Consider the following 15,771-nt stretch of genomic DNA (forward strand, 5'->3'; position numbering starts at 1 on the left):
CCTCGATGATTCGACGCACTCTGGCCTGCATGCTCACGCTCGGTTTGGTCGCCTGCGCGACCCAGCCGCCTTCTCCCGCTCCGTCGCCGCAGGCCTCGGATGCCCCGAACAAGCCCGCCCACGGGCACAAGGGACCGGCCGAAGCCGCGCCGGAAGCGGCGGCTGCCACGGCGCCACCGGTCGACCTGACCCCGGTGCCGTTCGAGGTCGCACGCGCCCGTTTCGTCCGTGATACCGCCGCGCGCTACGGCATTCCTGCCGCGCACATCGAGGCCACCCTGGCGCAGGCGCAGATCCGCGATCCGATCATCGCCGCGATGTCGCGCCCGGCCGAACGGGTCAAGCCGTGGAACGAGTACCGGCCGATGTTCATCAGCCAGGCGCGTATCGACGGCGGCCGGGCCTTCCTCGCCGAACACCGCGGCGAACTGATGCGGGTGCAGGAACGCACCGGCGTGCCGGCCGAGGTGATCGTGGCGATCATCGGCGTGGAAACCAGCTATGGCCGCAACACCGGCAGCTACCGCGTGCTCGACGCGCTGTACACGCTGGCCTTCAAGTATCCGCGCAGCGGCGACCCGGCCAAGCTGGAGCGCGAGGTGCGCCGCGAGCTGTTCTTCCGCGATGAGCTGGCGCGTCTGTTCGCGCTGACCCGCGATGAAAAGCTGGACATTCTCTCGATCAAGGGCAGCTACGCCGGCGCGATGGGCATGGGCCAGTTCATGCCGTCCAGCTACCTGGACTACGCGGTGGACGGCAACGGCGATGGCCGCCGCGACCTGTTCACCAGCTACGACGACGTGTTCTCCTCGATCGCCAATTACTTCGTCAGGAAGGGCGGCTGGGTGCGCGGCGGTCCGGTCGCGGTACCGGCCACCCTGCAGGCCGGTCGCGAGCCGTTCGATCCCACCGACTGGACCCCCACCTGGACCCTGTCCGATCTGGCCCAGCGTGGCTACCAGCCCGGCATGCCGGTCGCCGCCGGCCTGACCGCAACGCCGATCACGCTGGAAGCCAGCACTGGCAAGCAGTACTGGCTGGGCTTCCAGAACTACTACGCGATCACCCGTTACAACCTCTCGAAAATGTATGCGATGGCCGTGTACCAGCTTTCCCAGGCCATCGCCGGACAGGAGCTGCCGCCGGCATGAACGCAACCGCACGCTTCAGATGGCTGATCCCGGGGATGTTGATACTGGCGCTGGCCGCCTGCAGCAGTGCGCCGAAGAAACCGGCCGCCGGCATCGGGGACAGCAAGCCCGCCGGGACGGTGGTGCAGGGCAAGGGCAAGGGCGGGCGTCCGGCGCATTGCCCCGACGGCTCGCCGTACGCGGCCGCCGCCGAGGACCCGTCCACGCGCGGCGATTACCGCGCCGGCGGCCTGTACAAGCCCGGCGTCAATGACAGCACGCCTACCTATATTCCTAATGTGGCCTGCATTCCCGAGCCGGAGGTGGTCGACCTGCCGCGCTCGCCGGTGGGCAACAAGTCGCCGTACGTGGTGCTGGGCAAGCAGTACGAGGTGATGGACAGAACCGCTGGCTATGCCGAGAAGGGGACCGCGTCGTACTACGGTGCCAAGTTCCACGGGCGCCTGACCTCCAACCGCGAGGTGTACGACATGTACGCGTTCACCGCCGCGCACAAGACGCTGCCGCTGCCGAGCTTCGCGCGGGTCACCAACCTGGACAACGGCGAGTCGGTGATCGTGCGGGTCAACGACCGTGGCCCGTTCCACGACGGCCGGGTGATCGACCTCAGTTATGCCGCCGCCGTGCGCCTGGGCATCACCCAGCGCGGCACCGGCAATGTGGAGGTGCGCGCGCTGAGTCCGGGCCAGGACAACCTGCTGGCGTCGGCCGACAAGCCGTCGCGGCGTGAGCGCCGCGAGGCCGCCACGGCGGCCAGGGCGAGCGAGATGGACGCGCTGGTCGGCAAGCTGCCGGCCGCGGCAGCGGCCACCGCCCGCACGCCCCCCAAGGCCGGGGCCGAGGCCTACCGGTACCGCGTTGCCGACAGCGCCAAGCCGGGCAACGCGGACAACTTCGATGCCTGGATGCGCGACAACGGCGTGCGCGTGGCGACCGGCAAGCCGGCGGCGACCCAGGCTGCACCGACCGACAGTGCGCCGGTGAGCGTGGCCGCGTTGCCCGCCGCCGCGCCCCGGGCACCGATGCCGGTGGCTGCCGCGCCGGCACGTCCGGCCGCCGGCGCCAGCCTGCCACAGCAGGTGCTGGGCAGCGTGCTGTTGCAGGTGGCCAGCTTCGCCAGCCGCGACAACGCCACGCGCGCGCTGGGCCAGCTGTCCTCGGCAGGCATCGCCGGGGCCAGCCTCAGCGACATCGTCAGCGGCGGTCGCACGCTGTGGCGCCTGCGGGTGCCGGCGCCCGACCATGCCAGTGCCTCGGAACTTGCCGGCCGCATTGCCGGTCTGGGCTTCGGGGCGCCGCAGATCGTCAAGGACTGACCTTCACGCCGGCATGCGGTCTGCACCGCGTGCCAACGCTCCGTGGGCCTACAATGGCCGTTCTCCTTCCCTCTCCCCTTGGCGCCCTCCAGGAGCTTGCTGTCCGATGAAATTCCGCTTTGCCGCCGTTGCCATGACCACGACCCTGTTCGTGGGCCTGGTTTCCGCCCAGACTCCCCTGCCGACCCCGGCGCCGACGCCCGCACCTGCGGCCGCCCCGGCGACGGTAGCCACGCCGCCGGCTCCCGTGCCGAGCGTTTCCAAGGCCTGGGTGCTGATGGATTACGCCACCGGGCAGGTGCTGGCCGGTGAGAACGCGAACGTGCAGTTGGCCCCGGCCAGCATCACCAAGGTGATGACCTCGTACGTCATTGCCGCAGAGGTCAAGAACGGCAAGGTCCGTCCCGACGACCAGGTGATGATGACCGAGCGCGCCTGGCGCGAAGGTGGCGCCGGCACCGACGGCAGCTACAGCGGCTTCCCGGTCAACCAGACCGCGCGTCTGGAAGACATGGAAAAGGGCATGGCGATCCAGTCCGGCAACGATGCCGCGATCGCGCTGGCCGAGCACGTGGCTGGCAGCGAAGAAGCCTTCGCATCGCTGATGAACAGCTACGCCGCCAAGATCGGGATGAAGGACTCGCACTTCGTCAACGCGCACGGCCTGAGCGCGCCGGGCCACCACAGCACCGCCTACGACCTGGCCCTGCTGGGCCGCGCGATGGTGCGCGACTACCCGGAGACCTACGCCTACAACAAGGTGAAGGAATTCACCGTCGGCAACATCACCCAGCCCAACCGCAACCTGCTGCTGTGGCGCGACCAGAGCGTGGACGGGATCAAGACCGGCCACACCTCCGAAGCGGGTTACTGCCTGATGAGTTCGGCGCAGCGTGGCGACCAGCGTCTGATCGCCGTGGTGCTGGGCGGCAGCTCGGAGAAGCAGCGCGCCGACGACAGCCTGGCGCTGTTGAACTGGGGCTTCCGCTTCTTCGAAACGCACCGCATGTACGAGCCCGGCAAGGTCGTGGCCGAGCACAAGGTGTGGAAGGGCAAGGCCGACAACGTGCAGCTGGGCGTGGCGCAGCCGCTGCTGGTGAGCGTGCCGCGCGGCCGTTACAACGACCTGAAGCCGAGCATTGACGTGCCCAAGACGCTGGAGGCGCCGTTCACCGCGGGCCAGCAGATCGGCACGCTGAAGGTGATGCTGGACGGCAAGGTGGTCGCGCAGGCCCCGCTGGTCGCCGTGGCGGCAGTGGAAGAGGCCGGCTTCTTCAAGCGCCTGTGGGACAGCTTCTGGATGTGGTGGGAATCGGAATGACGCGGTAGAGCCGACCGTGGGTCGGCTGCCCGGTGTGCCGGCGGCATGAACGCCGGCGACAGGCAAAAAAAGACCGGCCGATGCCGGTCTTTTTTTGTGCCGGCCAGCGGTCGGCATCGGCTGGTGTGGCGTGCCTCAGAGCGAGCGGCTGATGGTGAAGCTGCCAAACACCGGCGCTTCCTTCTGGCCGTCGAACTCGCGGGTGCTGTGATAGCGGGCGAGGGCGAATTTCCAGCGGCCGCGCATGACCGCCAGACCGTAGCCGAGCTGGCCCACGACGTGGCGCTTGTCCACGCTGTGGCTGTTGCGGAACGTATTGCCGTCCAGAGTGATGTCGCGGATCACCCAGGCCACATCGCTGGTGCCGAACAGGTGCCAGGACCAGCCGCCGGGCTTGCCGCCGCGGGTGGGGGCGGTGTTCTCGCCGGCCGGGCGCAGCGGGGTGCTGCCGAAGTCGTCGGGGAGCTTCCAGCCGAAGCGCACTTCGGCACCGCCGTTGAGGTGCGTGGCGAGGTTGCCCACCGCGCCGCCGTAGTGGCTGATGGCATCCCAACCCCAGCCGCCGGCGTTCATGCCCGCATCACCGGGCCAGCGGCGCATGCGCTCGTGGGTCAGCATGAAGACCGGTTCGTTGTGCAGCTGGTTGTCCCAGCCCTGGAACTTCTCGTCGCCGAGCAGCTCGTGAACCGCGTTCTGCACCTGTTCGCCCTGCGCCCACGGCCCGACCACGCCCAGCGAGAGCTGGGTGGTCTGCAGGCGGTCGCCGCGGCGGGCGTTGTAGCCGAAGCTGGCGATCAGCACACCGGCATAGGGACGGTCGTCTTCGATCAGATCCTTCCGGGTGAAATCGGTCGGAGTAAAGATGCCCTGGGCGAGGCTGAAGATCATGTTCTGCTGCTCGAACTCACCGGGATGCAGCGATTCGAGGTGCTGGTTCACCCAGCGCGCCATGCGCGGCAGGCAGGGGTCGTCGGTGTAGTCGACCAGGTTCGGCGAGACCAGGGTCAGCTGGGCGCCGTTGGTATAGCCCTGGTCCTGGTCCTTGCCGCCGAACAGATCGTTGTCGACGCGGAAATTGACCTGGGGCGGATGCTCGCGCATCGCGTCGGGGCCGCACGTGGGGGCGGCATGGGCGGCAACGCAGAGGGTGGAGGCCAGAAGGCCGGACAAGGTACGTGCTGCGGCGGTGCGCTTGGGGTGTGCGGGCATGGGCAAGCTGCTTTTTCTGTCGTCTTTTGCGGACATACGGTACAGCCAGCGGTGGACCGGATCGACTACGCGATCGTCACCGGTCTGTTGCGAAACGCAGGGTTTTCCGGCCGTGGCCGCTTCTGCGGCCCGCCGCCGTCGGCGCGGACTCCCGTGCCGACGCCGGCGAGTCAGCTCCCGTTGTGGTTGGAGGGCCTTTGCCATATCCTCCGCCGTGGCGTCAGGGGACGCCGCAAAAGGATTCGAGTCTGCGCAGGCAGGCCCTTCTCAACCCACGGATCGCGCTTGGCCTTCAATGGCAGCGCTGGATGACACACATGATCAAATCGCATTCGTTCGCCCACCTGCTGGCGTGCGCCACGTTGGGCGCGGGCCTGATGACCGTCAGCACGCCGGCGTCGGCCGGCCTGCGCGACGCCTTTGGCAGCCGCGCCTCCGCGCAGGAGCAGAGCAAGGCCGGCCAGGCCGAGATTCCCGTATGCAGCAAGCCGCTGGGCACCATCGCGGTGATCGAGCCGGAGGATGTGGTGAACTGGTGGACAGGCCAGCAGTTGCCGGCACCGTCGCGCCTGATCAAGGTGTTCGTCAGCAAATCCAAGTGCTTCACGCTGGTGGACCGGGGCGTGGGTCTGGCTGCCTCCCAGGCCGAGCGTGCCTTGGCCGCCGACGGTGAGCTGCGCGGCCGCTCCAATGTCGGCAAGGGTCAGATGCGTGCCGCCGACTACGTGCTGATTCCGGACCTGATCTCGCAGAACAGCGATGCCGGCGGCAGTGCCATCGGCGGCCTGATCAGTGGCCTGGTGGGGAGCAAGGCGGGTTCGGTGGCCAGTGGCCTCAACCTGCGCAGCAAGACCGCCGATGTGACCTTGAGCCTGACCGATGTGCGGTCCTCCGAACAGGTGGCCGTGGTGGAGGGCAATTCCAAGAAGACCGACCTGTCCTGGGGGGCTCGCGGCAGCCTGTTCGGCGGTGGCGGCCTGGGCGGCATGGGCGTGGGCGGCTATGCCAACACCGAAATCGGCCAGGTGATCACGCTGGCCTATCTGCAGGCCTACACCAATCTGGTGGCCGAGCTCGGCGGCCTGTCCGGCAACCCGGCCGCGTCCAATGTCAGCCAGGCCGTGACCATGCTCAAGCCGGGCCGCCTGCTGGCCAATGCCAAGGGCACCGGTGCGGCCGTGCGCTCGCTGGAGCCGGGCATGCTGCTGTATCCCACCGGCGTCAAGGAAGGCGCGATGTGGGAAGTGGAAGACGAAATGGGCAACAAGGGCTGGGTCAACTCCACCCTGATGGAACTGGCCCGTTGATCCGGCAGGGAGGTGGCGGCTGACCGGCCGTCACCTTCACGCAGCCTCTTGGGTTTGGTGCCCGGCGACCCGATAATGGGCGCATGGAGATCAAGTCTGACAACCCCGACCACGGCTTCCAGTTCCCCGGCCAGTTTGAACTCAGCGCCATGGGCGCGGCTGGCAAGGAGCTGGAACGCGAACTGCCGCGCCTGCTTGAGCTGGCCGGTCTTGAAGTACTGACCGAGCGGGTCAGCTGGAAACACTCGTCCAACGGCAAGTATGTGTCGGTGCGGCTGGTGTTCAAGGCCGACAACCGCGAACAGTACGACGCTGCCCACACCGCCCTGCGCGATCACCCGGAAGTGAAGTGGACGCTGTAGGCGCCTGCTCCACCGCATCTGCCCCGGGCACCCGGGCGGCGCAGCCGGCATGGGTGCGCGACCTCGGCCGCCAGCCCTACGCGCCGGTCTGGCATGCAATGCAGCGTTTCACCGATGCCCGTACCGACGACACGCCCGACGAGCTCTGGGTGGTCGAGCACGACCCGGTGTTCACCCTGGGCCAGGCCGGCAAGGACGAGCACGTGCTGGCCCCCGGCGATATCCCGGTGCTGCATGTGGACCGCGGCGGCCAGGTGACCTATCACGGTCCCGGGCAGCTGGTGGTGTACCCGCTGCTGCAGCTGCGGCGGCTGGGCATCGGTGTGCGTGACTACGTCTGCCGGATCGAGCAGGCGATCATCGACACGCTGGACGAATGGAATATCGGCGCTGAACGGCTGGACGGTGCGCCGGGCGTCTATGTGGGCGGGGCCAAGGTGGCCGCGCTGGGCATCCGGGTCCGCCGTGGCTGCACCTTCCACGGGCTGTCCTTCAACGTGGCGATGGACCTGGAGCCGTTCCGCCGCATCAACCCCTGCGGCTATCAAGGGCTGCAGGTGACCTCGGTGCTAGACTTGGGGGGACCGTCCGGCATGGCGGCCGTCACGCCGGTACTGCTGGGCCATCTGGCCCGCCAGTTCGGCCTGGACCTCCAGCCCGCCACCGAATTGCCCGATCTGATAGACGCGGCCTGAACGCCGCCGACCAAGGCCATGACTGAAACCACCGCTCGCATCATTCCCCTGCAGGTCGTGCAGGGCGACACGCCGTCCGCCGCGCCGTTGCAGGCCGGGGTCAAACAGCTGGGCGGTGACAAGATCGGCCGCTCGCCGGTGCAGTTCGCCGACGCGCCGGTGCTGCGCAAGCCGTCGTGGATCCGTGTACGGATTCCGTCGGGCAACGCCGTGCAGACGCTGAAGGCCAAGCTGCGCGAGAACCGTCTGGTGACGGTCTGCGAGGAGGCCAGCTGCCCGAACATCCACGAGTGCTTCAGTCACGGCACGGCAACGTTCATGATCCTGGGCGAAGTCTGCACACGCCGCTGCTCGTTCTGCGACGTGGCCCACGGCCGGCCCAAGCCGCCGGATGCCAACGAGCCGGCCAGCCTGGCGCAGACCGTGGCCGACATGGGCCTGAAGTACGTGGTGGTGACCAGCGTGGACCGCGACGACCTGCGCGACGGCGGTGCCCAGCACTTCGCCGACTGCATCGGGGCGATCCGGGCGACGTCGCCGAACACGCGCATCGAGGTGCTGACCCCGGACTTCCGCGGCAAGGGCCGCATGGAGCGGGCGCTGGATATCCTGGCCACCAATCCGCCGGATGTGTTCAACCACAACATCGAAACGGTGCCCGACCTGTATCGCAACGTGCGCCCGGGTGCGGATTACCAGTGGTCGCTGACGCTGCTGAAGAACTTCAAGGCGCAGCATCCGTCGATCGCCACCAAGTCCGGCATCATGCTGGGCCTGGGCGAGGACCTGGACCAGGTGCGCGCGACGATGCGCGATCTGCGTGCCCACGACGTGGACATGATCACGATCGGCCAGTACCTGCAGCCGACCGCGCACCACCACCCGGTGCTGCGCTACTGGACGCCGGAGGACTACAAGGCGCTGGAGGTCTACGGCTACGAGCTGGGCTTCAGCCATGTGGCGTCCGGCCCGATGGTGCGTTCGTCCTACCACGCCGACGTGCAGGCCAAGGGCGCCGGCGTCGCCTGACCGCCGACGCCACGGCGCCTCGCGGCCATCCGGCCGGCCGGGCACGGCTGGCCCGGGCCAGGACACGCCGTGACCCCCATCCCCGGGGGCTCGATCGCGGCATCCCTGCCGCCAGCGATGCTGATCCGGGGCAGCCGCCCCCGGCGTCCAGAGCGCGCCGTTGCAGGCCGCACCGGCCGCGACCGCGTCAGCGTCCTGCCCCGATGTGTCTTCTCCGCGCCATTCACAATTTGCTACAGGGCCCGGTTTAGGCTGGAAATCCCTGTTGCGCCGGGTGGATGACAAACCTCGCAACTTTCGGCACTGTCGTGTGGTCTGATCCGCACGCAGTCTTCTCCCTGGCAAGGTGCCACGAGCTCGTCCATGAAATTCAAAGCCCCCGCATTCCTGTTGGCCCTGGCGCTCACCGCGCCGCTGGCGCTGGCCGCATACGCCGACTCGCCGGCGCTGCCGTCGGCGGCCACCGCCGACCAGGCGACCACCTCCAAGCTGGTCTATGGCCTGTTGTCGGACAGCCGTTACGCCTATCGGCCGCGGGCACTGGATACGGCCACCTCCAAGGACGTGTTCAAGCGCTATCTGGAAGCGCTGGATGGCAGCAAGCAGTTCTTCACCCAGGCCGACGTCACCCGCTTCGCGCCGTTCGAAGCGAACATCGCCACGGCGATCCGCGGCGGCGAGCTGGAGCCGGCGTTCCAGGTGTTTGCCGTGTACAAGCAGCGCGTCGGCGAACGCGTGGCGTATGCGCGCAAGCTGCTCAAGCAGGAGTTCGACTTCAGCACCCAGGACCGCTTCGAGTACGACCGCAAGGACGTGCCGTGGGCGGCCAGCGATGCCGAACTGGACGAGCTGTGGCGCAAGTCGGTCAAGAACGACTGGCTGCGCCTGAAGCTGGCCGGCAAGCCCGCCGCCGAGATCCGCAAGACGCTGGACAAGCGCTACGCCACGCTGGAAAAGTCGGTCAATGAGTTGAAGGGCGAGGACGTGTTCCAGTTCTTCCTCAATTCCTACACCAGTGCCGTCGATCCGCACACCGATTACTTCACCCCGCGCACGGCCGAGAACTTCAACCAGGCCATGTCGCTGTCGCTGGAAGGCATCGGCGCGCAGCTGCAGCGCCAGGACGACATGGTGGTGATCCGCGAGATCATTGCCGGCGGTCCGGCTGCGGTGAACGGCACGCTCAAGCCGGGTGACCGCATCGTCGGTGTCGGCCAGGGCAAGTCCGGTCCGCTGGAAGATGTGATCGGCTGGCGCATCGATGACGTGGTGGCCAAGATCCGCGGCAAGAAGGACACACAGGTACGCCTGGAATTCATCCCGGCCGAAGAGGGTGTGGACGGCAAGCATCACACGCTGGTGCTGACCCGCCAGAAGGTGCGCCTGGCCGAACAGGCCGCCAAGGGCGAGACCCTGACCATTCCCGGCAAGGACGGCGAGCCCGCGCGCAAGGTCGGCGTGATCAAGCTGCCGACCTTCTACCAGGACTTCGAAGGCCGTCGCCGCAACGCGGCCGACTATGCCTCGGCGACCCGCGACGTGGCCAAGCTGCTGGCCGGCTTCAAGGCCGACAAGCTCGACGGCGTGGTGCTGGACCTGCGCAACAACGGTGGCGGTTCGCTGGACGAGGCGATCGAACTGACCGGCCTGTTCATCGAACAGGGCCCGGTGGTGCAGGTACGCGAATCCGGTGGCCGCGTCACCGTCAACAGCGACCGCAGCGCAGCGGTGGCCTGGGACGGTCCGATGGCGGTGCTGATCAACCGCGGGTCGGCCTCGGCCTCGGAGATCTTCGCCGGCGCCATCCAGGACTATGGGCGTGGCCTGGTGATCGGTGAAACCACCTTCGGCAAGGGCACGGTGCAGAACATCGTGGACCTGGACCGCTGGCCGAGCGGAGAAACCCAGCGCTTCGGCCAGGTCAAGCTGACCATCGCGCAGTTCTTCCGCGTCAGCGGCAGCAGCACCCAGCACAAGGGCGTGGTCCCGGATCTGGCCTTCCCGGCCAGCGTGGATGCCAGCGAGTACGGCGAGAGCACCTACGACAACGCCCTGCCGTGGACCCGCATCGCCGCCGTGCCGCACACCCAGTACGGCAATTTCGGCCCGCTGCTGCCCAAGCTGGAAACCCGCCATGCCGCGCGCATCGCCGCCGACAAGGAATTCCAGTGGTGGAATGAAGACGTGGCACAGTTCCGCGCCGAGGCGGCCAAGAAGTACGTGTCGCTCAATGAAGGCGAGCGCCGTGCCGAACGCGAGAAGCAGGACGCCCAGCGCAAGCAGCGCCAGGCCATCCGCAAGGAACTGGGCCTGGATCTGGACCCGCTGGCCGACGACAGCAACGATGACGGTCTGACCGGCAACGAGCGCGACATCGTCAAGGATGCCGCGCGCGAGAAGGCTGCCGAGAAGCGTCCGGACCCGCTGCTGCGCGAATCGGCCTCGATCCTCGCCGACGCGGTGAACCTGCTGGAAGCCGACCGCCCGCTGTCGGCGCAGGTGCTGCCGCAGTCCACGGCCGTGGGCCGCTGGGCCGATTGACGACGAAGGGGAGCGCCCGGCGGTGGCCGGCTGCTCTCCGTCCCGTCACAGACACACCGCGCGCGAGCCGACCAACGGTCGGCTCCACTGCGGGCTGCGCCGGTGAATGGGGGCGCAACGCGGGGAACGGGATGCGTGCCGTGTAAACCTGGCGCTTACGCGGGCAGGACTATGCTGGGCGGGTCTGATCCTGCAGGAGCGTCCATGCGGCTGTACCACGCACTTCCGGCCGGCCTGCTGGCCGCGTCCGTCCTGACCGCCTGCGGTGGTCGCGCCGCCGACAGCACGCTGCTCCGCGAATCCTTCGATTCCGGGGATACCTATTCGCGCAGCGTACCCGGTGATGCGGCGCATGCCTGTGAGGCGGCGCGGCGCACGCTGCTGAGCCAGGGCTATGCCATTGCCCGCGCCGGCAGCGATGCCGTGGAAGGCAACAAGAACTTCCAGCCGCGCGAAGACGAACACGAGCAGCTGGTGCTGCGCATTTCCTGTGCGCCGCGCGACGACCAGGCGCTGGTATTCGTCAGCGCGGTGCAGGACCGTTATGCGCTGAAAAAGAGCCCGACCTCGGCGAGCGTCGGCGTCGGCGCCATCGGCTCGGTGTCGCTGCCGTTCGGCAGCAACGACGACTCGCTGGTGAAGGTGGCCAGCAGCACCGTGCAGGACGCCGATTTCTACAAGCGCTTCTTCGACCGCCTGCAGGAGTACCTGCCTGCGGCAGCGGCCGCGCCCCCGCCGGCCCCGGTCGAGCCGGTGCCGGCACCGCGCCCTGCGGCGCCCCCCACCCCCGAACCGGCGCCATCGCCGGTGCCGGCAGCGGAGAGTCCGGCGGACGCGGGCTGAGCGGGCGCATCGGATGAACGTGCGGATGCCCAGGTGCGCGCTGCTGCGGGCCCTGCTGCTGGGAGGTCTGCTCGGGCCGTCCTTGGCCTCGGGCCAGTCTGGCGGGTGCGCGCAGGCGCTGCTGACCGAACTGGGGTGGCGCATCGACGTGGCCGACATTGCCGAGCCCGTCGTGTACGGTGGCCCGGTCTGCGAGCGCGCCGACCTCGCCCAGGCGCAGGCCGCCGGCGACCTGCGCGTGCAGATCCCCGCGCGCTGGAGCGAGGCCCAGCGTGACAGCGTGCTGCAGGACCTGTTCGAGGACCCGGCCACGGTCTGCGCCTATGCGTTTCCGCTGGGCCAGGCCGCGAGACGTGCCGCCACCCGCCTGGAGGCGAACGACGGCTTCCGCTTTTCCGCGCTGCAGCTCGGCTGGATCGGCTTCGGCGCGCGTGGCGCGCAGGCGCAGGGATGGGCGGGTTTCCGCAGCTTCGGCCGCGGCTACCAGCCGGCGGCCGGCAACAGCGCGGCGCTGGACGCGTTCTACACCGGCCGCGTACGCGCCGAATGCGGGGTAGGGCGCCAGGTTGCCCAATTGGCGACCCAGCGCGAGCTGTACGGCGATGCCGCCTTCGATGCGGAGTTCGCTCCGGGTGAGCTGTCGATCGGGACCTTCCTGACCCTGCACCAGACCGACAGCATCCTGCTGGGCCGGCATGCCGGCCGGTTCTTCGCCGACGGCAAGGCGCGACGGACCGCGCAGCGCGGGCGGCAGGCATTCGTTGGCGCACCGGGATTCATCGAACACGTGTTCGACCGCCAGTATCTGGACGACATCAACAACCAGGCCGAGAACTTCATGGTGGTGGACGTCGGCGATGCGGCGGCGCGCGCGCTGCGCACGCACGGCGGCTTTGCCCACTACGACGCGGTCAACCGACGCATCTGGACGCTGGCCACGCAGTTGCCCGGTCCTGGCCCACGCCGCTTCGAGCGGCTGCTGATCGAGCGTGACCCGATCGCGCGGCGGGAGGTGCCGGAGGAGAAGCGGGCGCTGCTGGCTGAACTGGACGCCCTGCTGGACGATCCGTTCTACCGGGAGTTCCTGATTTATGTGCACCCACGCGGTATACGTCCCATCGGGTATCACGTGGCCCGCCTGCTCGACCGCAATCCGCGCACACCGTTCGCGATCGAGCTGGGGCTGCACAACCTGCATACCACGCTGTACCGGCGCTGGATCGACGCACGCCTGCGGCAGTGCGCGGCCGGGGTGCCGGCTCCCCACACGAATTCGCAAGCTGAGCAAAGGTGATCGATGGACATTGCAATGATTGGACTGGGGCGCATGGGCGCCAACATGGCCGAACGGCTGCAGCGCGGTGGGCACCGCGTGATCGGCGTGGACCCCGGTGAAGGCGCGCGTGCCAGCGCGGCCGCACGCGGGATCGAGGTCACCGCGGCGGTCGCCGATGCGCTGGCCGCCTTGCCGGTGCCGCGCGTGGTGTGGCTGATGGTGCCGGCCGGCGAGGTGGTGGACCAGACGCTGGCGTCGCTCGCCCCGCATCTGGCCGAGGGCGATGTAGTCATCGACGGCGGCAATTCGTACTACAAGGATTCCATGCGCCGCGCCACGCAGCCGCTGGCCGACGGTGTGACCTACCTGGACTGCGGGACCAGCGGGGGGGTGTGGGGCCTGCAGGAGGGCTACAGCCTGATGATCGGCGGCGATGCGGCGGCCGTGGAGCGCGTCGGCGCGATCTTCCGCACGCTCGCGCCGGCGGCCGACCGCGGCTGGGCGCATGTGGGTCCCAGCGGTGCCGGCCACTTCTGCAAGATGGTCCACAACGGCATCGAGTACGGCATGATGCAGGCCTACGCCGAAGGCTTCGCGCTGATGCAGCACAAGTCCGAGTTCAACCTGGATCTGGCCGAGGTCGCCAGGGCCTGGCAGCACGGCAGCGTGGTGCGCTCCTGGCTGCTCGACCTGAGCGCCGATGCCTTGGGCCGCAACCCGCAGCTGGACGGCATCGCGCCGTACGTGGAGGACTCCGGTGAAGGCCGCTGGACCGTGGCCGAGGCGATCGACCTGGACGTGCCGGCGCCGGTGATCACGCTGTCGCTGCTGGAGCGCCTGCGTTCGCGTGACAAGAACTCCTTCAGCGACCGCCTGCTGGCGGCGATGCGCAACGAGTTCGGTGGCCACGCCATCCACCCGAAGGGGTGAGCCGGCGGTTCACTCCAGGGCGATGCGCGCGCCGTGCGCGGCGCTGCGCTGGCCGGCATCGAGCAGGCGCATCACCTGCATCACCTGCGCGGCGGTGACCGGCGGTTCGCCCTGGCCCAGCATCGCGTCGCGGAAGGCGGCGTAGCAGGCGCGGTAGTCGCCCGGCAGGTTGTCCACGCTGCTGCGGTGCGCGTGCCCTTCGGCATCGACCACCACCCGGTGTCCATGCACCGGGTCGATGCCCCAGCCCGGGGCACCGGGCGCGATGCCGCGGCGCAACTGGTCTTCCTGCACATCGCGCCCTTCCTTGACCCAGCTGCCGGCGCTGCCATGCACGGCAAAGCGCGGCGTGCCGGCGGCCACCAGCGAGCCGGCGTGCAGAATCGCGCGGTGTCGCGGGTAATGCAGCACGGCATGGACGTAGTCGTCGCTGCGCGCGTGCGCGCGCTGCGCCAGCAGATCCACGCTGATCGCCTGCGGCCAGCCGAACAGCTGCAGCATCTGGTCGAGCAGGTGCGGGCCCAGGTCCATCCACAACCCGGCACCGGGGCCGTCGCCTTCGCGCCAGCGGTCGCGTACCTGCGGCCGGTATCGGTCGAAATGCGAGTGGCACTCGGCGATCTCGCCCAGACAGCCTTCGGCCACCTGCTGGCGCAGGGTCAGGAAATCGGCGTCGTAGCGGCGGTTGTGGAATACGGTGATGACGCGCTCGGCGGCGAGCCCCGCCTGCAGGAGGGCGTCGGCCTCGGCCACCGACAGCGCGAACGGCTTGTCCACCAGTACATGCTTGCCTGCGGCCAGCGCGGCATGGGCCAGCGGCGCGTGGGTATCGTTCGGCGTGGCGATCACCACGCCATCCACCGCGGGATCATCGAACAGCTGCTGCGGATCGGCGCAGATGCGCACGTCGGTGAACTCGCGCAGCAGTTGGTCGCGCCGCGAACTGGCAATGCCGTGCAGCACCAGGCCGGGCGTGTGCCGGATCAACGGCGCATGGAACACACATCCGGCCAGTCCGTAGCCGATCAGCCCGATATTCAACGCGGTGGCCATGTCGCACTCCACGAAGCAGGGGGAATGCAGAGCGTACCGGCTGCGCATGATGCACGGAAATCTGAACGGCGGTGCAGGAAGCTGAGCGGTTCACAGCAGCGTTATGCCGCGGCGACGTGCTGCACACGGCGCTGCATCGACACTGGGCCCACCAACCCGCAGGAGACATCCGAGATGACCCTTACTACCCGTAATCTGCTTGCTGCTTCGCTGGCCTTCGGTATGGTGCTGGGCACGTCCTCGGTCATGGCCAAGACCCCGCCCAAGAGCACCGACGCGGCGGCGATGACCCATGCCGACACCCATGACTCCGCCGAACCGGTGACCGACAGCTGGATCACCACCAAGGTCAAGGCCGACCTGCTGACCAGCAAGAACGTCCCCGGCACCGAAGTGAAGGTGGAGACCGTCAACGGTGTTGTCACCCTCAGTGGCACCGTGGCCAGCCAGGCCGAGCATGACAAGGCCGTCCGCGTGACCCAGGGCATCAAAGGCGTCAAGCGCGTCGATGCCAGCGCACTGAAGGTGGCCGCTGCCCGCTGATTGGCCGGTACATCCCCGCACCCGAGGGGGCGCGCCATCCGGCGCGCCCTTTTTTATGCGTTCATCAGCCCGGTCCACCACCGTATTCACACATGGGCTGCGGTATATTGGCCATTCCGCCACCGCAGGTGTGGCGCGCTTGACGGCCTGCCGCGGGTGCGCATGGCCAGTCACGGCACAGTGAGCTGACGAGGG

At 68.6% G+C, this 15,771-nt stretch carries 14 protein-coding genes; 12 read left to right on the plus strand and 2 right to left on the minus strand.

Annotated features, from left to right (window positions below; all coding sequences use genetic code 11):
• The first annotated feature begins 5 nt into the window (after positions 1-5).
• The 3 genes from mltB (at position 6) to ACPEH8_RS07175 (ending at position 3,788) form a co-directional block, all read left to right on the plus strand.
• Positions 6-1,151, plus strand: coding sequence for a lytic murein transglycosylase B (gene mltB, locus ACPEH8_RS07165; protein WP_136005134.1), 1,146 nt, complete (start codon positions 6-8; stop codon positions 1,149-1,151).
• Positions 1,148-2,467 (plus strand): septal ring lytic transglycosylase RlpA family protein, encoded by a 1,320-nt coding sequence (locus ACPEH8_RS07170; protein ID WP_423666399.1) that lies wholly within the window; start codon positions 1,148-1,150, stop codon positions 2,465-2,467. The genes mltB and ACPEH8_RS07170 overlap by 4 nt, the downstream gene beginning before the upstream one ends.
• A 106-nt stretch (positions 2,468-2,573) precedes the next feature.
• Positions 2,574-3,788: a D-alanyl-D-alanine carboxypeptidase family protein gene (locus ACPEH8_RS07175; protein WP_017354319.1), complete on the plus strand. Its 1,215-nt coding sequence runs from the start codon at positions 2,574-2,576 to the stop codon at positions 3,786-3,788.
• Between the two features lie 135 nt (positions 3,789-3,923).
• Here ACPEH8_RS07175 and ACPEH8_RS07180 read toward each other — a convergent pair whose 3' ends face one another.
• On the minus strand, positions 3,924-4,997 hold the full coding sequence (locus ACPEH8_RS07180; RefSeq protein ID WP_017354320.1) for a lipid A deacylase LpxR family protein: 1,074 nt from the start codon (positions 4,995-4,997) through the stop codon (positions 3,924-3,926).
• A 317-nt stretch (positions 4,998-5,314) separates the two neighbouring features.
• On the opposite strand from ACPEH8_RS07180, the gene ACPEH8_RS07185 reads away from it, so the two are divergent.
• From ACPEH8_RS07185 to gnd, 8 genes are all read left to right on the plus strand, one after another.
• On the plus strand, positions 5,315-6,304 hold the full coding sequence (locus ACPEH8_RS07185; protein WP_017354321.1) for a CsgG/HfaB family protein: 990 nt from the start codon (positions 5,315-5,317) through the stop codon (positions 6,302-6,304).
• Positions 6,305-6,387: 83 nt separating this feature from the next.
• A complete protein-coding gene (locus ACPEH8_RS07190; protein WP_017354322.1) occupies positions 6,388-6,666 on the plus strand; it encodes a DUF493 family protein in 279 nt (92 codons plus the stop codon).
• Entirely contained in the window at positions 6,654-7,361 is a 708-nt protein-coding gene (gene lipB / locus ACPEH8_RS07195; protein WP_423666401.1) for a lipoyl(octanoyl) transferase LipB, read from the plus strand. Before ACPEH8_RS07190 ends, lipB begins: the two co-directional genes overlap by 13 nt.
• 18 nt (positions 7,362-7,379) lie before the next feature.
• Entirely contained in the window at positions 7,380-8,390 is a 1,011-nt protein-coding gene (lipA, locus tag ACPEH8_RS07200; protein ID WP_136005127.1) for a lipoyl synthase, read from the plus strand.
• 363 nt (positions 8,391-8,753) lie between these two features.
• Complete coding sequence (locus ACPEH8_RS07205; protein ID WP_136005123.1) at positions 8,754-10,931, plus strand: carboxy terminal-processing peptidase; 2,178 nt, start codon at positions 8,754-8,756, stop codon at positions 10,929-10,931.
• 204 nt (positions 10,932-11,135) lie between these two features.
• Positions 11,136-11,774 (plus strand): DUF2242 domain-containing protein, encoded by a 639-nt coding sequence (locus tag ACPEH8_RS07210; RefSeq protein ID WP_423666402.1) that lies wholly within the window; start codon positions 11,136-11,138, stop codon positions 11,772-11,774.
• Between the two features lie 25 nt (positions 11,775-11,799).
• Complete coding sequence (locus ACPEH8_RS07215; protein WP_423666499.1) at positions 11,800-13,068, plus strand: hypothetical protein; 1,269 nt, start codon at positions 11,800-11,802, stop codon at positions 13,066-13,068.
• Between the two features lie 3 nt (positions 13,069-13,071).
• Complete coding sequence (gene gnd, locus ACPEH8_RS07220; RefSeq protein WP_423666404.1) at positions 13,072-13,980, plus strand: phosphogluconate dehydrogenase (NAD(+)-dependent, decarboxylating); 909 nt, start codon at positions 13,072-13,074, stop codon at positions 13,978-13,980.
• Positions 13,981-13,989: 9 nt separating this feature from the next.
• On the opposite strand, the gene ACPEH8_RS07225 is transcribed toward gnd, so the two are convergent.
• Positions 13,990-15,033 (minus strand): oxidoreductase, encoded by a 1,044-nt coding sequence (locus ACPEH8_RS07225; protein ID WP_423666406.1) that lies wholly within the window; start codon positions 15,031-15,033, stop codon positions 13,990-13,992.
• A 174-nt stretch (positions 15,034-15,207) separates the two neighbouring features.
• Between ACPEH8_RS07225 and ACPEH8_RS07230 the strand changes: the two genes are divergently transcribed.
• Positions 15,208-15,576: a BON domain-containing protein gene (locus ACPEH8_RS07230; RefSeq protein ID WP_017354411.1), complete on the plus strand. Its 369-nt coding sequence runs from the start codon at positions 15,208-15,210 to the stop codon at positions 15,574-15,576.
• The last annotated feature ends 195 nt before the right edge of the window (positions 15,577-15,771 follow it).

The sequence above is a fragment of the Stenotrophomonas sp. NPDC077461 genome, from assembly GCF_049545475.1.
GTDB classification, from domain to species: domain Bacteria; phylum Pseudomonadota; class Gammaproteobacteria; order Xanthomonadales; family Xanthomonadaceae; genus Stenotrophomonas; species Stenotrophomonas nematodicola.